This window comes from Sinorhizobium sp. FG01 (genome assembly GCF_002531875.1).
In the GTDB taxonomy this organism is placed as follows: Bacteria; Pseudomonadota; Alphaproteobacteria; order Rhizobiales; family Rhizobiaceae; genus Sinorhizobium; species Sinorhizobium fredii_C.
The window spans coordinates 220,681-239,062 of sequence record NZ_NWTB01000006.1; the positions used below are offsets into that span (position 1 = coordinate 220,681).

Consider the following 18,382-nt stretch of genomic DNA (forward strand, 5'->3'; position numbering starts at 1 on the left):
GGTTCCGCGGTCAATGGGCGTGGAGAGCCCTGCTACCAGGGCCGCCAGCCGCTCGACCAATAGCGCTCCTTCAATTCGCTCAGGCGATCCTCGATGTCGGAAATGACGTCCTCTACGCGTGAAGTGCGCCGCATGGACCAGGATGGGCGGCTGGTACTTGCCAGGATCAGGCCGACGAGGCCGACGAGCGCAATGGCGGTCCAGGCCGGATGCTCCCTCGCCATCTCTCCGGCCCTGCGGCCGGTGTCCCTGACGGTGTTGGCCACGGCCCGACCCGAGGGAATGCCGAGATCGGTGAGGGTGTCTTTCAATGCGTTGACCTGCTCACGAAGCCAGCGGACTTCCTCCTCCATGCTCTTTTGGTTCGGAACGCCAACCGTGCCGGACTTAGTATCGACGACGCCGCGCGGGACAGCCGAACCGATTGGTTTTTCTTGTGCCATTTTGCTGATCCTCCATATCCGGACCGTCAAGTGGTCCCCAGAGGAAACGGCGGCGGGCCGTTGGAGTTCCTTGGATCGGCAGGCGACAGGCATGCAGCGGAGGCCGGCTATTGCCGGCTTGACGTGCAAACGGTCAATCGCGGCTGCCCGGCCCGGGCGCAGCGCCGGGTAATTCGAACAGCAGTTGACATCGGAAAGGCGTTGCGTATTCTACGCGAATTGGTATGACCACTTGGCCACCAGCCGCGAGCGATCGCGTGGGTTTGCAGTGCGAGGATATTGATGTTCTCTGCCGTGGAATCGCGCCGCCTGTACAGGCAGGTGGCGGACCAGATGCGAGGACTGATCGAGCGGGGCGAATTGGCCCCGGGCTCGCGGCTTCCGGCCGAGCGGGAGCTCGCGCAGAAGCTGGGCGTCTCGCGCCCGACGGTGCGCGAAGCCCTGATCGTGCTCGAGGTCGAAGGATTCATCGATATCCGCATGGGGTCCGGCATCTACGTCACGGCGCGCAAGGCGCCGGCGGCCGATGTGCCGCCTGAAGATTTCGAAGGACCATTCGAATTGCTGAGGGCCCGGGCGGTCGTCGAATGCGCGATCGCCGAGGAGGCGGCGCGGCTGGCCCGGCCCGAACATATAGAAATCCTCGACGACAATCTGGCGCGCATGGCCGCCGCCCTCGAGGACCGGCGTGAGGCGCTGGCGATCGATCGCGAGTTCCATGTGATCGTCTCGAGCATCATCGCCAACCAGACGCTCAACCGCTTTGTCGGCAGTATCCACGACATGCGCATGACGCCCTATTTCGAGAAGCTCGCCAGCTATTTCGAAAACACCGACACCTGGCGGGCGGCGATGGAGGAGCATCGGGTCATTCGCGATGCGATCGCCGCTGGCGATCCGGCCGCCGCACGGGCCGCGATGCGCGCCCATCTCGATCAATCTCAGCTTCGCCTGTCGGCAAGCTTCGTCGAGGAGCAGTCCGACAGCACGATACCGGCCGCCTGGAGGCGTGCCGAAGGACAGTAAAGCAGGCAGTGACTTCACTTTGGGAGGAGTAAGAAGATGAAAGTCAGACTGTTAACGCTACTCGGCGCAACCGCGGCCATCCTGGGTTCGGCCTTGGGAGCGCAGGCCCAGACGGCGCTCAAATGGGCGCATGTCTACGAGACCTCGGAGCCGTTTCACACTGAATCCGTCTGGGCGGCCGAGGAGATCGGCAAGCGCACCGAGGGACGCTACAAGATCGACGTCTTCCCGGCCTCGCAACTCGGCAAGGAAGCGGATATCAACCAGGGTCTGAAACTCGGCACGGTCGATATCATTATTTCCGGCTCGAGCTTCGCGGCGCGCGAATATGCGCCGATCGGCGTCACCTATTTCCCCTACACGTTCCGCGACCCCGCCCATCTGATCGCCTATACCAAAAGCGACGTCTTCAAGCGCCTGGCGGCGGGCTATGAGGAAGCCTCCGGCAACCACATCACCGCCGTCACCTATTACGGTACGCGCCACACCACGTCGAACAAGCCGATCGCCAAATGCGCCGACATGCAGGGGTTGAAGATGCGCGTCCCCGACGTCCCGGCTTATCTCGCCATGCCGCGCGCCTGCGGCGCCAACACGACACCGATCGCCTTCGCCGAGGTCTATCTCGCTCTGCAGAATGGCACGGTCGAGGCCCAGGAGAACCCGCTGACGACCATCGAAGCGAAGAAGTTCTTCGAAGTGCAGAAGCATATCGTGCTGACCGGCCATATCGTCGATCATCTGAACACAGTTGTTTCGAAGAACCTGTGGTCGCAGCTCTCCGATGCCGACAAGCAGATTTTCACCGAGGTGATGCAGGAGGCTGCGGAGCGCGCCACCAAGATCATCGAGGAGCGTGAGAAGGCGCTCGTCTCGACCTTCAAGGAGCGTGGTCTCGACGTGGCCGAAGTCGACAAGGCCGATTTCGAGTCGACCGTCATGGAAAAGGTCGCGCTTGAGGACTTCGGCTACAAGAAGGAGGACTGGGAGGCCATCCGCGCCGTCAAGTGAACCGCCTTTGTCGGCTCGCTGCATGGCGGGCCGACATTCCGTTTCTTAAACGTCGGATGATCGCCATGTCACAGGAAGTCCATCTGCAAGTGACCCCGGAGGAAATCGCCCATTCCTTCGACGAGGCTCCGCCCGCCGCGGATATTTCCAGCTATGCCTTCGAGGACTGGGTGACGCTCGCCGTCTTCTGGGTAATGACGGGATGCGTGTTCCTGCAGTTTTTCACGCGCTACGTCCTCAACGATTCCTATGCCTGGACGGAGGAGATCGCCACAAACTGCCTGATCGCCGTGGTGTTTCTCGGCTCCGTCATGTGCGTGCGCGTCTCCCGCCACATCCAGGTCGACGTGCTCTACCACTATTTCCCGCGGCCGCTGGCGCGGGCGATGGCGATCTTCGTCGATCTGGTGCGCATCGGTTTCTTTGCCTATGCCTGCTGGCTGATGTGGCGCTATGTGGCGATCGTCGCCCATGAGCGCATGGTGACCGTCGATCTGCCGCGCAACATCGTCTTCTACAGCGTCATGGCCGGCTTCGTGATGATGTTCGTCCGCTCGGTTCAGGTGTTCATCGCCAATCAACGCCGCGGCTATTCGGTTCTCGAGAAGCCCGAGGAATTCCAGAAGGTCGAGGACTGATCCATGCTCCTGCTCGTCGGTTCGTTTCTGGTCTTGATGGTGGTCGGCGTCCCGGTTGCCATCTCCATGGCCGTGGCGTCGGTCCTCTATCTTGTCTTCTACAACGTCGCGCCCGACATCATCGCAGCGCAGCGCATGATCGCCGGCGTCGAGAGCTTTCCCCTCTTGGCGGTGCCGTTCTTCATCCTTGCCGGCAACCTGATGAATTCCGCCGGCGTCACCGGCCGCATCTATTCCTTCGCCGTCGCGCTCGTGGGCTGGATGAAGGGCGGGCTGGCGCAGGTCAACATCATCGGCTCGGTGATCTTTTCGGGCATGTCCGGCACGGCGCTCGCCGATGCCGCCGGCATCGGCACGATCGAGATCAAGGCGATGAAGGATCACGGCTATCCGGTGGAAACCGCCGTCGGTGTTACCGCCGCATCGGCGACGCTCGGGCCCATTTTCCCGCCGTCGCTCCCCTTCGTCATCTACGGCATGATGGCCAATGTCTCGATCGGCGCTCTGTTCATGGCCGGCATCGTGCCGGGCGTGGTGATGACGGTGCTGATGATGCTGACGGTCGCGGTTTTCGCCTATCGGCGCGGCTGGGGATCGGACACGCCCTTCGAGATCAGACGGCTGCTTTCTGCTTCGGTCGAAGTGCTCGTCGTGCTTTCGGTGCCGATCGTCATCTATCTCCTGATGTCGGTGGGCTTGTCGATGAACGTCGCCGTCGGCCTGGCGCTTCTCGTGCTTCTGGCGCTCGACTGGTATTTCGATTTCTCGGCAGTCATGGCGCTGATGACGCCGGTGATCCTGATCGGCGGCATGACGATGGGCTGGTTCACCCCCACGGAAGCGGCGGTCGCCGCTGTCCTCTGGTCGCTGTTCCTGGGCCTGGTCCGCTACCGGACGATGACGATGTCGACGCTGGCGCGGGCGACATTCGATACTATCGAGACGACCGCTTCGGTGCTGTTCATCGTCACGGCGGCTTCGATCTTCGCCTGGCTCCTGACGGTCAGCCAGGCGGCCCAACTGCTCTCGGGCGCGATCCTGACGATCACCGACAACAAGTGGGTGTTCCTGATCCTCGTGAACCTCCTGATGCTGTTCGTCGGCTGCTTCCTGGATACGATCGCGGCGATCACCATCCTGGTGCCGATCCTCTTGCCGCTGACGGCCCAGTTCGGCATCGATCCGGTGCATTTCGGTCTGATCATGACCCTCAACCTGATGATCGGCCTGCTTCATCCACCGCTCGGCATGGTGCTTTTCGTGCTCTCTCGGGTGGCCAAGCTTTCGGTCGAGCGGACGACGATGGCGATCCTGCCGTGGCTCCTGCCGCTCTTCATCGCGCTCATCCTGATCACCTTCGTCCCGGCGGTTACGCTATGGCTGCCGGGCGCGGTCGGACTGATCCGATGATGGCGGGAGGAGTGCGCCATGCGCGAGCCGCCCGGCTTTATGGCCGGCGCGATATTCGGGTGGAGACGGCGGAGGTTGCCGAGCCCGGCGAAGGCGAGGTCCTCCTGAAGATGGCGGCCGGCGGTATTTGCGGTTCTGACCTTCACTACTATCAGGACGGCGGCTTCGGCCCCGTCCGGGTGCAGGAGCCGATCATTCCCGGGCACGAGGCGTCGGGCCATGTCGCGGCGCGCGGTGCAGGGATCTCAGGACTTGCAGTAGGCGAACTGGTGGCGGTGAACCCGAGTAAGCCATGCGGCACCTGCCGCTTCTGCCGCGAAGGACTCGCGATCCATTGCCTGAACATGCATTTCATGGGCAGCGCCATGCGCTTGCCTCACGCGCAGGGCATGTTTCGCGACTGGCTCATTGTCCCTGCCGGCCAGTGTTTTCCGGCCGGCAGGCTGGTCAGCCCCGGCGAAGCCGCCTGTGCCGAGCCGCTGGCGGTCTCCCTGCACGCGGTGAGGCAGGCCGGAGATCTCACCGGCAAGCAGGTGCTCGTCACCGGGGCCGGGCCGATCGGTGCGCTTGTCGCCGCGGCCGCCCGTCATTCGGGGGCGGAAACGATCGTAGTCACCGACCTCGCCGATGCGGCACTCGCGCGGGCCGAAGCTATGGGCGCGACGCGGGTTGTCAACATTCGTCGCGATCCGGCGGGTCTGGCCGAGTACGAGACCGACAAGGGCCAGTTCGACGTCGTCTTCGAGTGCTCGGCCGCCGAGCCGGCGCTGCGCGGCGCGATCGCTGCGGTCAGGCCGCGTGGGCTGATCGTGCAGGTCGGGGTGACCGGCGACATCACCCTGCCGCTCAACGCGCTGGTCGGCAAGGAGCTGCGGTGGATCGGGTCGCAGCGGTTCGACGATGAATTCGCCCGGGCCGTCGCGCTCATCGCCGAGCGCAGGATCGATGTTCGGCCAATCATCTCGCATGCCTTTCCGGTCGATCAGGCGGTGCAGGCCTTCGAACAGGCCGGCGACCGATCGTCCGCCTGCAAGGTGCAGCTGACATTCATGGTCTGAATTGAATACGGGAAGCGGGCGGAAGACCGCTCGGAAGGAGTTGGAAATGCGACATACATGGCGTTGGTTCGGGCCGGTGGACCGGGTGAGCGTCCAGGACGCGGCGCAGGCAGGCGCGCAAGGGATTGTCACCGCGCTGCATCACATCCCGACCGGGGATGTCTGGCCGGTGGGCGAGATCCAGAAGCGCCAGCAGGAGGTTCGCAACGGCGGCCTCGAATGGGAGGTGGTGGAGAGCGTTCCGGTATCCGAAAGCATCAAGACGCAGACGGGGCCCTGGCGCGATCATCTCGCCAACTGGCAGGAGACACTGCGCCGCCTTTCGGCGGCAGGCATCCGGACCGTCTGCTACAATTTCATGCCGGTGCTCGATTGGACGCGGACCGATCTGCGCTGGACCGCCCGTCACGGCGCCAAGGCCATGCGCTTTGACCGGATCGACTTCGTTGCCTTCGACCTCTATCTGCTACAGCGGCCGGGGGCTGCCGAAGACTACGACGCGGAGACGCGCGAGGCGGCGGAACGGCGCTTTCGCGCGATGACCGAGGAGCGCCGGCTTGGCCTCTCCCGCAACATCGGCGCGGGGCTTCCGGGCTCAGCCGACGGCTACAGCCTGCCTCAGCTTCGCGAGCACTTGCAGACCTATGCCGGTATCGGCCGCGACAAGCTGCAGCGCCACCTCGTCGAATTCCTTGCCGAAGTGACGCCGGTCGCCGAGCGGGTCGGCATCAATATCTGCGCCCATCCGGACGATCCGCCGTGGCCGCTGCTCGGCCTGCCGCGCATTCTCTCGACCGCCGAGGACTATGCCTTCATGCTCAAGGAGGTCGACAGCCCGGCGAACGGTGTCACCTTCTGCACCGGCTCGCTCGGGGCTCGCGCCGCCAACGACCTGCCGGCCATGGTGAGCCAGTTCGCTCCGCGCATCCATTTCATTCATCTCCGCAATGTTCGCCGGGAGGAGGAGCGGACGCCGTGCTCCTTCTACGAGGACGAGCATCTGGAAGGCCACACCGACATGGTGGCGGTGATCGCCGAACTGCTCACCGAGGAGAAACGCCGTCGCGCCGCCGGACGGGCGGATCACCAGATCCCGATGCGGCCGGATCACGGCCAGGAGATTCTCGACGACATCACCCGCGGCGCCCAGCCGGGCTACCCGGCGATCGGCCGGCTGAAGGGGCTCGCGGAACTGCGCGGCATCGAACGGGCCCTGTCGCACGCCACCTATGGGCTGTCATGATCAGGAAATGGCAGTCTGGGTCGGCGGCTGCCTGGCGAACAGCCGTTTGATACCTGCGGCAAGAGCCTCCATGTAGAGGTAGATCACCGGCGTCACGAACAGCGTCAGCGGCTGCGAGACGAGCAGGCCGCCGACGACGGCAACGCCCAGCGGCTGGCGCAATTCGGCGCTGGCGCCGCTGCCGAGCGCGATCGGCAGCGTGCCCATGAGCGCGGCCAACGACGTCATCAGGATCGGGCGGAACCGCATCAGGCACGCCCGGTGGATCGCCTCTTCGGCCGGCAGTCCGTCGCGCTGCAGCGAGAGCGCCACGTCGATCATCATGATCGCATTCTTCTTGACGATGCCAATCAGCATCAGCAGCCCGATGACCGCGATGATCGACAGGTCGAAGCCGCCGAGGCTGATCGCGACAAGCGCGCCGGAGGCCGCCGATGGCAGGCCGGAGAGGATCGTCAGCGGGTGGATGACGCTCTCATAGAGAATTCCGAGCACGATATAGATCGTCAGGATCGCGCCGAGGATCAGCCAGGCTTGGTTGGACACGGCATCCTGGAATAGTTGGGCGGTGCCGTAGAAACGGGTCGTGACGTCGGCCGGCATGCCGATCTCGGCCTTCAGGCGGCCGATCTCTTCGACGCTGTTGCCGAGAGCCACGCCGGTCGGCAGGTTGTAGGAGATCGTCACGGCCGGCAACTGCCCGAGCTGGTTGACCGTCAGCGGCCCAGGAACCGTGTCGACCCGGGCAAAGGCACCGAGCGGCACCAGCCTGTTGTTTGCGGCCGGCACCTGCAGTTCGGCAAGCGAGGCGGCGGACCAGCTTTTTGCCGGATCGACTTCCATGATCACCTCGTAGCTGTCGCCGGAGGTGTAGATGGTCGAGATCTGTTCCGAGCCGAAGCCGCCATAGAGCGTCGAGCGCAGCACGTCCGTCGAAATGCCGAGTGCCGCGGCCTTGTCGCGGTCGACGACGAGGCGTGCCTCCGGGGCATTGTTCTCGAGGTCGGTGCTGACATCAGTGAAGAAGGCCCGGTCGTCCCGCATCGCCTCCGTCAGCTTGTCCGCCCACTGGTTCATAGCCGCCTGGTCGAGACCCTGGACGACGAGCTGGTACTGGCTGGCGGAGCTGCGCGCACCGACGGAGAGGTTCTGCACCGGCGAGATGTAGGCCCTGATGCCAGCGAGGTTGGCGAGTGCCGGACGCAATTTTGCAAGCACCTCGGGCAGCGCCGGTCGTTCGGTCTTCGGCTTCAATTCGACGAAGAGCCTGCCGGAGTTCAAGGCCAAGGAGCCTGCCCCGCCCGAGCCGATCGAGCTTGCCACATGCGCGACATAGGGCGAGCGCGCGAAGATGTCTTCGACCTTGGCCTGCAGCGCCGACATGGCGGCGAAGGAAATATCCGTCCGTGCCTGCGTCGTCACCTGAAGCTCGCCGATGTCCTCCTGCGGGAAGAAGCCCTTCGGTGTGGCACTGACCTGATAGACCGTCACGCCGATGCTCGCCAAGAACAGGAGGAGGACGGCGAACTTCGCACGGAGGCACAGGGTGAGCAGCCGCTCATAGCCGCGAAGCAGCGCATCGAATCCGCGCTCGAGCAGCGCGCCGACCCCGTCCCTGTCGTCCGGATCGGCGGACTTTTCGGGGAGGCGCGCCGCCAGCATCGGCGTCAGCGTCAAGGAGACGAATGCGGAGGCGAGGATCGAAATGGTGACGACGATGGCGAACTCGTTGAAGATCTTGCCGATCACGCCGCCCATCAAGAGGACCGGAATGAAGACCGCTACCAGAGAGAGCGAGATCGCGATAATGGTGAAACCGATCTCCGTTGAGGCGGCGATCGCCGCCTCAAAGGCGTTCTGTCCCGTCTCTTCCATATGCCGGACGATGTTCTCCAGCATGACGATGGCATCGTCGACGACGAGGCCGACCGAGAGCGTCAGCGCCATCAGGGAAATGTTGTCGATCGAGAATCCCAGCGCATACATTACCGCGAATGTGGCGATGATCGAGATCGGCACGGCCAGCGCCGGAATGAGCGTCGCCCACAGGCGGCGCACGAAGATGAAGATCACCAGGATCACCAGCCCGATCGTCAGGCCCAGTGTGAATTCGACGTCGTCGACGGCACCCCGGACAGAGACGGAGCGGTCGTTGAGCGTCTCCAGAGACGCTCCCGCCGGCAGGGACTGGCGGAACGTCGGCAGCATCGCCTTGACCTTGTCGACGACGGCCACCGTATTGGCATCGGGCTGGCGCTGAACGGCGAGGATGATCGCTCGCGAGCCGTCATGCCAGCTTGCGGTCTGGGTGTTAGCGACGGAGTCGATGACCTTGGTAACGTCGCCGAGCCGAACCGCCTTGCCGTCGGCCGTCTTGACGATCAGCTTGGAAAATCCGGCTGCATTCTGCAATTGCGTGTCGGCAACGATCGTCATCTGCCGCCCGGTCGATTGCACCGTCCCGAGCGGCGAATTGTCGTTCGCCGCGGCGATGGCGGCCTGCAGCTCGGCGAGCGAAATGCCGCGCGCGGCAAGCGCGTTTGGGTCGATTTCGATGCGTACCGCGAACTGCTGGCTGCCGAAGATCGAGACTTCCGCCACGCCCCCGAGAGTCGAAAGCGACGGCGAGATCACCTGCTGGGCAAAGGCATCGAGCTTTGTGAGCGGCACCGTATCGCTCTTCAGGGCAAGGAGCAGCACCGGCGCGTCGGCCGGATTGACCTTGCGGAAGCTCGGCGGCGAGGGCATGTCCTGCGGCAGCGTCCGCAGCGTACGGGTAATCGCCGCCTGGACGTCGGCCGCCGCTGCATCGATATCGCGGTCGAGCGCGAACTGGATGGAGATCGAGGTCGCACCGAGGGAATTGTTCGTCGATACGCTGTCGATCCCCGCGATGGTGTTGAATTGCTTGATGAGCGGGGTTGCGACCGAGGTCGCCATCGTCTCGGGCGAGGCGCCCGGCAGCGACGCGGAGACGTTGATGACCGGAAAGTCGGTCCGCGGCAGGGCCGCAACGGGCAGCGCCGCATAGGCGAAGAGACCGGCAAAGACGAGCGCCAGCGACATCAGCAGCGTTGCGACGGGACGGCGGATGCAGAATTCGCAAATCGACATGACCCTTTTCCATGACTTGCCGGCTGGAGCATTTGCAGACAGCTGGGATCACCTGAAGCCGCACAGATGCGGCAAAACAAACGAATAGAGCGGCGCGAACGTTGGGCGTCCCGCTCTACTGGACGACGCGTGCCTTGTCGCCTGCCTTGAGATGCAACTGACCTTCGGTCACGACCCGGTCGCCGGCGGAGAGCCCCGAGCGGATCGCGGCGTCCTGTCCGTTGTTGGCGGCGACGACGACCGGGCGGAGTTCGACAGTGTCGTCGGCGTTCAGCCGGTAGACGAAATCCCCTTTCTGGCCGGCCTGGACGGCGACGGCGGGAATGACGGGCGTCTTCGAAAGCGTCGTCTCATCGATATCGACGTCGACATACTGGCCCGGCCAGAGCTTCTCTTCGGCATTGTCGAACTTGGCGCGCATCAGCACCGTCCCCGTCGCCGTATCGACGGCGGAATCGATGAAATCCAGGACGCCCGTGCCGATGACCCCGCGGGTGCCGCTGAGCCGCGCCGTGACCCGAGGCGGGGCGCCTGACAGAAGCCGGTTCTTGAAGGCCTGCAGATGGTTCTCGGGCAAATGAAAGGCGACTTCGATCGGATCGATGGCGGTAATGGTGACGAGGCTCGTTCCCGAGGTGCTGTTGCCGACGAGATCGCCGATCGTGACCTCAACCGCACCGAGGCGGCCGCCGATCGGGGCGCGAATGCGCGTCAGGTCGATCGACACCTTGTCCGCTTCCACCGCCGCCTGGTCGGCCGCGACCGTGGCCTTGGCCGATTGCTGTGCCGAGAGCGCGCTGTCATAGGCCTGCTGCGTGCCGGTGTTGTCGTCGCGCAAGGTCCTCGCCCGGTCGAGCTCGATCGCGGCGTCGGCAAGCAGCGCCGTGTCCTTCGCCAAGATCGCTTCATCACGGCTGAGGTCGGCCTGCAGGGCGCGGTCGTCGAGCGAAAACAGGAGGTCGCCCGCCCTGACCGTCTGCCCGTCCTTGACGTGAATGCCGACGATCTGGCTCGATATGCGCGCCTTGACTTCGACGGTCTCCGGCGCCTGCACATTGGCGAAGGTGCTGATGACGACGGGAAAGTCTTGCTGCTCGACTTGCGTAACCTGGACTGCGGTGGCCTGAGAAGAGGCGCCGTGGGCAGCCTTGCCGGTTCTTCCGGCCACACCGTCCGCGTGGGCATCGGCCGCGTCGAACAACGCCAAACCGGGGACCTTCGTAACAAGGGGCGCAATGGCAATGCCGGCAAGCATTGAGCCCAAAGCAATCGCAGCAATGACGACCCGGCTGGACATAGGACGCGCTCCTCGCAAGAGCATCGGGGCCGCCCGGGGCCGCCGATCTTGCCACCAGCATCTAGAAGAAGCGGGGGGCGCGTCCAGTGTTATTTCAATAGGTTACGAAGATTTAATCCGGCCTGCGCAGGGGTCGGCGAGTTCGGAGCCAGCCATGGCTTGGATATTTTGCTCATCGGGCCGATTGGCCTCGATCTCCAGCTTTTGAGCGGCGCGACGCAGGTGCTGCCATTCCTTTTCAAAACGCAGGAACACTTCGGTCGACATAAACCTCGGCTGCATATGATCTCCTCACGCTGCGACTTGAAACACGCAGGCCGCGATTTTGGTTCCCCAGCCATCTTCGGATGCGGCCGATCATTGCTGACGACGCCGGAGGCGCACCTTAGCCGCAGGTCCCGATCAAATAGGTGAACCGCGCAGCTGCTGATCGGTTATACTGCGGGGTCCACCTATCGCCCCTCGAACTGGAGAGGCCGCCGCGCAGCTGGCTGCGAAACGGCGGCCTCAGGCAGTACGCCACAGAACCAATTCCACTCCTGCAGCAGGCACCCGTCAAGGTTTAGCGATTAGTTAATTCGAGCTACAGGTTACATCGGCCAGGGAGGTAAAGATGTCCGTAGGGGCCCTGAAATCTCGCCGATGAGGCGGGACGTGCCGTCGTTAGATGGACTGCAAGGTCCAGGACGTGGCCGCGAGAATGAGGCCGATTGTCAGCACAATGCCGATGCCGTATTTCATCATCTTCATGCGGCGCGTGCGTTCGCCGGTCCAGTCGTAGCTCATCATGCGCTCCGAGCGATATTGCGCTTCGACCCGGAAAATTGAACCGAATTTGTTAATAAAACGGAAACCGAGGGTTTTCCTCAGTCGTCTGCCCTTAGGATGAAAGCCAAACGTCAAATGCTTACAGTCCGTCTGAGCGCAGATAAGTATAAGTTTAATAAAAAATTCTGAAAACTGCTGATTGAACAGATCAATAGTCTGCTTACGGCAGCTTCTCGCTACCTCTACCTTCGGAACAGCTCCTTTTGAATAATTTACCATCATTGGAAAAACCTTACGCAGGTTAACGCTTGCTCTCGGCATTCCGTCTATACACTCAGCTCAGATTGCGGGCTTCAGAGTGAATCTCAGATGTGTGGTTTTAGCGGCTATTTTGGCTCGATACGGGATGGAAGGGCGCTTCTCGAAACGATGACGGCCGCGATCGCGCATCGGGGACCGGACGAGCAGGGCATTTTCACCGCTCCCGAAGTCGGTCTCGGCCATGTGCGGCTCTCCATCGTCGGGCTCGGCGACGGCCAGCAGCCGATGTCGGATGCGAGCGGCGAACTGACGATCGCCTTCAACGGTGAAATCTTCAACTATGTGGAATTGAGGGACGAGCTTCGCGCCAAGGGGCGCCGTTTCCGCACCTCGAGCGACACCGAGGTCATCCTGCACCTCTATGAGGAGATGGGCGAGGCCTGCGTCTCGCTGCTCAATGGCGATTTCGCCTTCGCGATCTGGGATGCCCGCCGCCGCCGGATGATGCTGGCGCGCGACCGCATGGGGGTGCGCCCGCTCTTCTACACCGCGCATGCCGGCACATTTTATTTCGCCTCCGAGGTCAAGGCGCTCCTGAAGGTGCCGGGCATCTCGGCGGAGATCGATCCGATCGCGCTCGACCAGATATTCACCCTCTGGGCGCCGATCGCGCCCCGCACGCCTTTTCGCAATATCCTAGAGCTCGAACCGGCCCACCTGATGGTCGTCGACGAGCGTGGCGTCACGACGAGGCCCTATTGGCAGCTTCAATACCCGGACCGGGATCAACCAGCCGGTCCGGTGGACCAAAGGACCGCAGCCGAGGACCTGCGTGCGCTCTTGACCGACGCCACCCGCATCCGCATGCGGGCCGACGTACCGGTCGGCGCCTATCTCTCCGGCGGGCTCGATTCCTCGATCGTCGCGGCTCTAGCGGCCGGCATGACGCCGCAGGGGCTTCGCACCTTCTCCGTCACCTTCGACAGCGCCGAGCATGACGAAAGCGCCTTCCAGCTTGAAATGGCTGCGGCGCTCGGGACCGAGCACCATGCGATCGCCTGCCGCGAGGGCGACATCGCCAGGGTCTTTCCGGAGGTCATCCGCTTCACCGAAAGACCGATCATCCGCACGGCACCGGCGCCGCTCTATCAATTGTCCGGACTGGTGCGGGAGGCGGGCCTCAAGGTCGTGCTCACCGGCGAAGGAGCCGACGAGGTATTTGCCGGCTACGATATCTTCAAGGAAGCCCGGGTGCGTCGTTTCTGCGGCCGCCAGCCAGGCTCGCGCATCCGGCCACATCTCTTCCGCAAACTCTATCCCTATCTGCCGGGCCTCAAGCAGCAGTCGCCGGAATATCTCGCCGCCTTTTTCGGCGCCAGCGACGAGCGGCTCGACGATCCGCTCTTTTCGCATCGACCGCGCTTTAAGGGAACTGCCGCGACGAAACTGTTCTTCTCCGCCGACCTGCGCAGCCAATTGGGGGACTACGACGCCGCTGCCGAGCTTGTCGGCCGGCTGCCGCAGGATTTCGGTCGATGGCACCCGCTGCACCAGGCGCAATATCTCGAAAGCCGCTTCCTGCTGCCCGGCTACATCCTCTCCAGCCAGGGCGACCGCATGGCAATGGCCCGCGGGGTGGAGGGCCGCTTCCCCTTCCTGGACCATCGGCTCGTCGAATTCGCCGCGACGCTGCCGCCGGAGATGAAACTTAAAGGCCTGACGGAAAAGCACATCCTGCGCGAGGCGACGAAGGATCTGCTGCCGCCTGCGATCGGCAGGCGGGTGAAGCAGCCCTACCGCGCGCCCGACAGCCACTCCTTCACCGGCGCCGGCGCACGCGACTATGTTCGCGGCGCCCTCAGCGCGGAAGCGATTAGCGAAGGCGGCCTGTTCAATGCCGCGGCGGTGGCGAAGCTCTACGAAAAGTGCCGCTCGCGCCCGGCCTCGGGCTTCCGCGACAACGCCGGCTTCGTCGGCATCCTGTCGACGCAGCTGTGGCTGCGGACATTCACGGGGACCGGCTTCCGCAAGGCGGAAGCGGCCTGAAACGAAAGCAGTGAAAGGAAACCACATGACGCAGACGATCAAGGAGAAGGTCAGGACCTTCATCATCGATAATTTTCTCTTCGGCGACACCTCCTACGAACTCGGCGATACCGCGTCGCTGATCGAGAACGACGTCGTCGATTCGACCGCCGTCCTGGAGCTCGTCGCCTTCATCGAGGACCAGTTCGGGATCGCGATGACGGACGCCGATATCGTCCCGGCGAACCTCGATTCGCTGGCGCGAATTGCGGCCTTCATCGAGGTGAAAGCAGTGCCGGTCACGGCGTAAGCGGCGGCGGGGCGGGGGCCCTACGAAGATGAGGTTCGAGCAATTCCTCACCAGGAACGCCGCGGCGCACGGGGCAAAGACGGCGCTGGTCACCGACCGTAAGCGGTTGAGCTACAGGGAACTGGACGATCTTTCGTCGCGGCTTGCCGCCGCGCTCGCAGCGAGCGGCGTCAACGCCAACGACCGTGTTCTGGTCTTCATGGACAATTGCTGGGAAGCGGCCGTGGCGATCTTCGCGATCCTCAAGGCCGGCGCGACATTCAGCCCGATCAACGCCTCCACCAAGGCCGACAAGCTCGCCTATATCATCGCCGATTGCGAGGCGGCGGCGATCCTGACGCAGGCGAAGCTGATGCCGGTCGTCACTGAGGCGCGCGCGTTTTCTGCCGCCAGGCCGCTTTTCGTCGCCTCGACCGCCGCGCCCGGCGGCAGCACGCCCGAGGGCGCGGCCTCCTTCGAAGAGTCCCTGACGGCCGAGCCCTTGCGCGTGCTTCACGGTGGCATCGACGTCGATCTTGCCATGCTGATCTACACGTCCGGTTCGACCGGCCGTCCCAAGGGCGTGATGATGACGCATCGCAATATCGATGCGGCGTCGGAATCGATCACCACCTATTTGCGCAACACGCCGGACGACATCATCCTGAACGTCCTGCCGCTTGCCTTCGACTATGGCCTCTATCAGCTGCTGATGACGATCCGGCTCGGCGCCACGCTCGTCCTCGAAAAGTCCTTCGCCTTCCCGCAGGCGATCTTCGAGCGAATTCGCGCCGAAGGCGTCACTGGTTTCCCGCTGGTTCCGACGATGGCCGCGATGATCCTGCAGATGCGCGACCTCGAGCCCGGCTTCCTGCCGAGCTTACGCTATATCTCCAATACCGCCGCAGCTTTGCCGCCGGCGCACATCGCCCGCCTGCGCGAGCTTTTCCCGTCGGCGCGGCTCTATTCAATGTACGGCCTGACGGAGTGCAAGCGCTGCACCTATCTGCCGCCGGACGAACTCGATCGCCGGCCGGGTTCGGTCGGAATCGCGATTCCGAACACCGAAGCCTTCGTGGTCGACGACGACGGCAAGCGCGTGCCGCCGGGCGTTCCGGGTGAACTGGTGATCCGCGGGCCCCACGTCATGCAAGGCTACTGGCGTAACGAGGCAGCCACCGAACGCATGCTGCGCCCGGGTCCGAACCCGTGGGAAAGGGTGCTCTATACGGGCGACCTCTTCCGCACCGACGATGAGGGCTTCCTTTATTTCGTCGGCCGCAAGGACGACATCATCAAGACGCGCGGCGAGAAGGTGGCGCCGAAGGAGGTCGAGACCGTTTTGCACGCCCATCCGGGGGTCGCCGAGGCGGTCGTCATCGCCGTGCCCGACCCGGTGCTCGGGGCTGCGATCGGCGCTCTCGTCGTCCGCTCCGACGCGGCGCTCACCGAGAAGGACATCATCCGCCACTGCGCCCGTCACCTCGAGGATTTCATGGTGCCGAAGATCGTCGAATTCCGCACCGAGCTGCCGAAGACGGACACGGGCAAGGTGAGCCGCAGGCTGGCGGCCGAGACATTGGAGGCAGCAGAATGAACATCCGCCCCGATCAGGAGACGTTCGTCTTCTCCGCCGACAGCTTGAAGATCGACGACGCCACGGAGACCGAACGCATCGTCTCGGGCTTGCGCGCGCAATTGCGCGGCATGCGCAAGCGCGGGCTGGTGCTCGGGCTTTCGGGAGGCATCGATTCGAGTGTTTCGGTCGCGCTGGCCGTACGCGCCGTCGGCGCCAAGAATGTCTTCTGCCTGTTCATGCCGGAAAACGATTCCGATCCTGAAAGCCTCCGGCTCGGCCGGCTGGTGGCCGAGACCTTCGGCGTCGAAGCGGTCGTCGAAGATATCGGGCCGACGCTTGCTGCCATGGGTTGCTACGCGCGCCGCGACGCCTTCATCCGGGAACTCGTGCCGGATTACGGGCCGGGCTGGGCGTCGAAAATAGTCATCGCCAATGCGCTCGACGGCGAAGGCTACAACATTTCCTCGCTGGTGGTTCAGGACCCCGAGGGCAAGCGGACAAAGCTGCGCATGCCGCCCTCCGTCTATCTCGGCATCGTCGCCGCCACCAACATGAAGCAGCGCACCCGCAAGCAGCTAGAATATTACCACGCCGACCGGCTGAACTTCGGCGTGCTCGGCACCCCGAACCGGCTCGAATACGACCAGGGCTTCTTTGTGAAGAACGGCGACGGCGCGGCCGACGTCAAGCCGATCGCCCATCTCTACAAGTCGCAGGTCTATGCGCTCGCCGCGCATCTCGGCGTTCCGGAGGAAATCCGCCGCCGGCCGCCGACCACCGACACCTATTCGCTCGAGCAGACGCAGGAAGAGTTCTATTTCTCGCTCCCCTACGACCGGATGGATCTTTGCCTCTACGGCCTCAACAATGGCCTCACCGCCGAAGCGGTCGGGCGTGCCGCGAATCTTTCGGCGGCGCAGGTCGAGCGCGTCTGGGCGGATATTGCCGCCAAGCGCAAGGCGACCCGTTATTTGCATCTCGGGCCGCAGCTTGTGCAGCCGGTCGCCGAAATCGGCGGGTGAAAAAAGGCGGCTTTCGCCGGCCCGCGTGATGCCGAAGTAACACCCCCCCTTTGGCCTGCCGGCCATCTCCCCCACAAGGGGGAGAATATGTACGGCTGCCGAGTCGCCTCAACCAAAGGTTTCAGCAAGCGGAACGCTTCGATTAGGATCAAGTCGGTGCCGCGAGTCGTCTCCCCCTGTGGGGGAGATGGCCGGCAGGCCAGAGGGGATAACTGCCCGCAACTATCGATTGCGACACTTTCGCCATGGACCGCTGACGCTCGTCATCCCGTTAACTTCCGGGCCAGCTACCCGTCGCTGGTCGATGGTCTGATCCTTAATTTCGAGCCGCCGAGCCGTCGCTCCAGCCCCGGGCAGGCTAGCGGAATTAACCATTTGTTAACCGTGACTCGCCTACATCTTAGGCAACGAAAAATTAACGTAGATGACCAAAGTGCTAACAGACACCCGCTCGATCCGCATCAAGGGCCGCTCGTTCCTGGCACTGGTGCTTTCACCGGAGCCGCCGCTCGACGCCTGGCTCACCCGCCTCGACGATTTGGCCTCGCGCTCCGCCGGGTTCTTCCTGGGGCGGCCGGTCGTTCTCGACGTCGCCGATCTCGAAATCGACCGGGCCGAGCTCAAGAAGCTGATAGAAGAGCTCGGCAAGCGCAATGTCCGGATCATGGGCATCGAAGGCGGACGCCCGTCGCTCTTCGAGCCCGGCATGCCGCCGGCGATGAAGGGCGGTCGCCCGGCCCCTGACATCGAGATTCCGGCCGAGGCGAGTACCGAATCGGCTGGTGCGGCGCCGGCCACGGCCACGGCCGTGGCGCCGAGCGTCCAGGTGGAGCCGCAGGCGGCGCGGGCGATCTCGTCGATCGTCATCCGCGAGCCGGTGCGATCCGGCCAGTCGGTGATCTTCCCGGAAGGCGACGTGACCGTGGTCGGATCGGTCGCCTCGGGTGCGGAAATCATCGCCGGGGGCTCGGTCCATGTCTACGGGACGCTGAGGGGTCGGGCGCTCGCCGGTTCGGTGGGCAACGCTTCGGCGCGAATCTTCTGCCGCCGGCTCGAAGCGGAGCTCTTGGCAATCGATGGCGTCTACAAGACGGCGGAAGACATGGCCCCCAATCTTCGCGGACAGGCGGTTCAGCTCTGGCTGGAAGGCGATTCGATCATGGCAGAGAGACTTAACTGAGCCGATGACCGGCCAGCA

Annotated in this window: 16 protein-coding genes; 11 read left to right on the forward strand and 5 right to left on the reverse strand. The window is 63.8% G+C overall.

Annotated elements, in window-relative coordinates:
- Window positions 1–32: 32 nt before the first annotated feature.
- Entirely contained in the window at window positions 33–443 is a 411-nt protein-coding gene (locus CO656_RS11360) for a hypothetical protein (protein WP_037419165.1), read from the reverse strand.
- Between the two features lie 282 nt (window positions 444–725).
- Between CO656_RS11360 and CO656_RS11365 the strand changes: the two genes are divergently transcribed.
- From CO656_RS11365 to uxuA, 6 genes are all read left to right on the forward strand, one after another.
- Window positions 726–1,469 carry a FadR/GntR family transcriptional regulator gene (locus CO656_RS11365; RefSeq protein ID WP_097525830.1) on the forward strand — a complete coding sequence of 248 codons (744 nt, stop codon included), beginning with the start codon at window positions 726–728 and terminating at the stop codon, window positions 1,467–1,469.
- 36 nt (window positions 1,470–1,505) lie between these two features.
- Window positions 1,506–2,480, forward strand: a complete 975-nt coding sequence (locus tag CO656_RS11370) for a sialic acid TRAP transporter substrate-binding protein SiaP (RefSeq protein WP_097525831.1) — start codon at window positions 1,506–1,508, stop codon at window positions 2,478–2,480.
- A 65-nt stretch (window positions 2,481–2,545) separates the two neighbouring features.
- Window positions 2,546–3,118, forward strand: coding sequence for a TRAP transporter small permease (locus tag CO656_RS11375; RefSeq protein ID WP_037419220.1), 573 nt, complete (start codon window positions 2,546–2,548; stop codon window positions 3,116–3,118).
- A 3-nt stretch (window positions 3,119–3,121) separates the two neighbouring features.
- Window positions 3,122–4,528: a TRAP transporter large permease gene (locus CO656_RS11380; protein ID WP_097525832.1), complete on the forward strand. Its 1,407-nt coding sequence runs from the start codon at window positions 3,122–3,124 to the stop codon at window positions 4,526–4,528.
- Window positions 4,525–5,586 carry an L-idonate 5-dehydrogenase gene (locus CO656_RS11385; RefSeq protein WP_179864750.1) on the forward strand — a complete coding sequence of 354 codons (1,062 nt, stop codon included), beginning with the start codon at window positions 4,525–4,527 and terminating at the stop codon, window positions 5,584–5,586. The genes CO656_RS11380 and CO656_RS11385 overlap by 4 nt, the downstream gene beginning before the upstream one ends.
- A gap of 46 nt (window positions 5,587–5,632) precedes the next feature.
- Complete coding sequence (gene uxuA, locus CO656_RS11390) at window positions 5,633–6,829, forward strand: mannonate dehydratase (protein WP_097525833.1); 1,197 nt, start codon at window positions 5,633–5,635, stop codon at window positions 6,827–6,829.
- On the opposite strand, the gene CO656_RS11395 is transcribed toward uxuA, so the two are convergent.
- From CO656_RS11395 to CO656_RS30485, 4 genes are all read right to left on the reverse strand, one after another.
- Entirely contained in the window at window positions 6,830–9,943 is a 3,114-nt protein-coding gene (locus CO656_RS11395) for an efflux RND transporter permease subunit (RefSeq protein WP_097525834.1), read from the reverse strand.
- A gap of 115 nt (window positions 9,944–10,058) precedes the next feature.
- Window positions 10,059–11,240: an efflux RND transporter periplasmic adaptor subunit gene (locus tag CO656_RS11400; protein WP_097525835.1), complete on the reverse strand. Its 1,182-nt coding sequence runs from the start codon at window positions 11,238–11,240 to the stop codon at window positions 10,059–10,061.
- A gap of 102 nt (window positions 11,241–11,342) precedes the next feature.
- Window positions 11,343–11,522, reverse strand: coding sequence for a hypothetical protein (locus CO656_RS11405; RefSeq protein ID WP_037419186.1), 180 nt, complete (start codon window positions 11,520–11,522; stop codon window positions 11,343–11,345).
- Between the two features lie 381 nt (window positions 11,523–11,903).
- Window positions 11,904–12,290: a hypothetical protein gene (locus CO656_RS30485; RefSeq protein WP_210421635.1), complete on the reverse strand. Its 387-nt coding sequence runs from the start codon at window positions 12,288–12,290 to the stop codon at window positions 11,904–11,906.
- An 87-nt stretch (window positions 12,291–12,377) separates the two neighbouring features.
- Between CO656_RS30485 and asnB the strand changes: the two genes are divergently transcribed.
- From asnB to minC, 5 genes are all read left to right on the forward strand, one after another.
- Window positions 12,378–14,315: an asparagine synthase (glutamine-hydrolyzing) gene (gene asnB, locus CO656_RS11415; protein ID WP_097525836.1), complete on the forward strand. Its 1,938-nt coding sequence runs from the start codon at window positions 12,378–12,380 to the stop codon at window positions 14,313–14,315.
- Window positions 14,316–14,340: 25 nt separating this feature from the next.
- Entirely contained in the window at window positions 14,341–14,604 is a 264-nt protein-coding gene (locus tag CO656_RS11420) for an acyl carrier protein (protein WP_097525837.1), read from the forward strand.
- Window positions 14,605–14,632: 28 nt separating this feature from the next.
- The gene (locus tag CO656_RS11425) at window positions 14,633–16,180 is read left to right on the forward strand and encodes an AMP-binding protein (RefSeq protein ID WP_097525838.1); all 1,548 of its coding nucleotides are present in this window, start codon (window positions 14,633–14,635) and stop codon (window positions 16,178–16,180) included.
- Window positions 16,177–17,184: an NAD(+) synthase gene (gene nadE, locus CO656_RS11430; RefSeq protein WP_097525839.1), complete on the forward strand. Its 1,008-nt coding sequence runs from the start codon at window positions 16,177–16,179 to the stop codon at window positions 17,182–17,184. Before CO656_RS11425 ends, nadE begins: the two co-directional genes overlap by 4 nt.
- 424 nt (window positions 17,185–17,608) lie before the next feature.
- Complete coding sequence (minC, locus tag CO656_RS11435; protein WP_097525840.1) at window positions 17,609–18,364, forward strand: septum site-determining protein MinC; 756 nt, start codon at window positions 17,609–17,611, stop codon at window positions 18,362–18,364.
- Window positions 18,365–18,382 lie beyond the last annotated feature (18 nt).

Excerpts from the sequence above, each read along its gene's own strand:
- asnB (WP_097525836.1), top strand. The coding sequence starts at position 12,378 with ATGTGTGGTTTTAGCGGCTATTTTGGCTCGATACGGGATGGAAGGGCG.
- CO656_RS11400 (WP_097525835.1), bottom strand. The coding sequence starts at position 11,240 with ATGTCCAGCCGGGTCGTCATTGCTGCGATTGCTTTGGGCTCAATGCTT.
- CO656_RS11395 (WP_097525834.1), bottom strand. The coding sequence starts at position 9,943 with ATGTCGATTTGCGAATTCTGCATCCGCCGTCCCGTCGCAACGCTGCTG.
- CO656_RS11385 (WP_179864750.1), top strand. The coding sequence starts at position 4,525 with ATGATGGCGGGAGGAGTGCGCCATGCGCGAGCCGCCCGGCTTTATGGC.
- nadE (WP_097525839.1), top strand. The coding sequence starts at position 16,177 with ATGAACATCCGCCCCGATCAGGAGACGTTCGTCTTCTCCGCCGACAGC.
- uxuA (WP_097525833.1), top strand. The coding sequence starts at position 5,633 with ATGCGACATACATGGCGTTGGTTCGGGCCGGTGGACCGGGTGAGCGTC.
- CO656_RS11375 (WP_037419220.1), top strand. The coding sequence starts at position 2,546 with ATGTCACAGGAAGTCCATCTGCAAGTGACCCCGGAGGAAATCGCCCAT.
- CO656_RS11360 (WP_037419165.1), bottom strand. The coding sequence starts at position 443 with ATGGCACAAGAAAAACCAATCGGTTCGGCTGTCCCGCGCGGCGTCGTC.
- CO656_RS11365 (WP_097525830.1), top strand. The coding sequence starts at position 726 with ATGTTCTCTGCCGTGGAATCGCGCCGCCTGTACAGGCAGGTGGCGGAC.
- CO656_RS11370 (WP_097525831.1), top strand. The coding sequence starts at position 1,506 with ATGAAAGTCAGACTGTTAACGCTACTCGGCGCAACCGCGGCCATCCTG.
- minC (WP_097525840.1), top strand. The coding sequence starts at position 17,609 with ATGACCAAAGTGCTAACAGACACCCGCTCGATCCGCATCAAGGGCCGC.
- CO656_RS11420 (WP_097525837.1), top strand. The coding sequence starts at position 14,341 with ATGACGCAGACGATCAAGGAGAAGGTCAGGACCTTCATCATCGATAAT.
- CO656_RS11425 (WP_097525838.1), top strand. The coding sequence starts at position 14,633 with ATGAGGTTCGAGCAATTCCTCACCAGGAACGCCGCGGCGCACGGGGCA.
- CO656_RS30485 (WP_210421635.1), bottom strand. The coding sequence starts at position 12,290 with ATGATGGTAAATTATTCAAAAGGAGCTGTTCCGAAGGTAGAGGTAGCG.
- CO656_RS11405 (WP_037419186.1), bottom strand. The coding sequence starts at position 11,522 with ATGCAGCCGAGGTTTATGTCGACCGAAGTGTTCCTGCGTTTTGAAAAG.
- CO656_RS11380 (WP_097525832.1), top strand. The coding sequence starts at position 3,122 with ATGCTCCTGCTCGTCGGTTCGTTTCTGGTCTTGATGGTGGTCGGCGTC.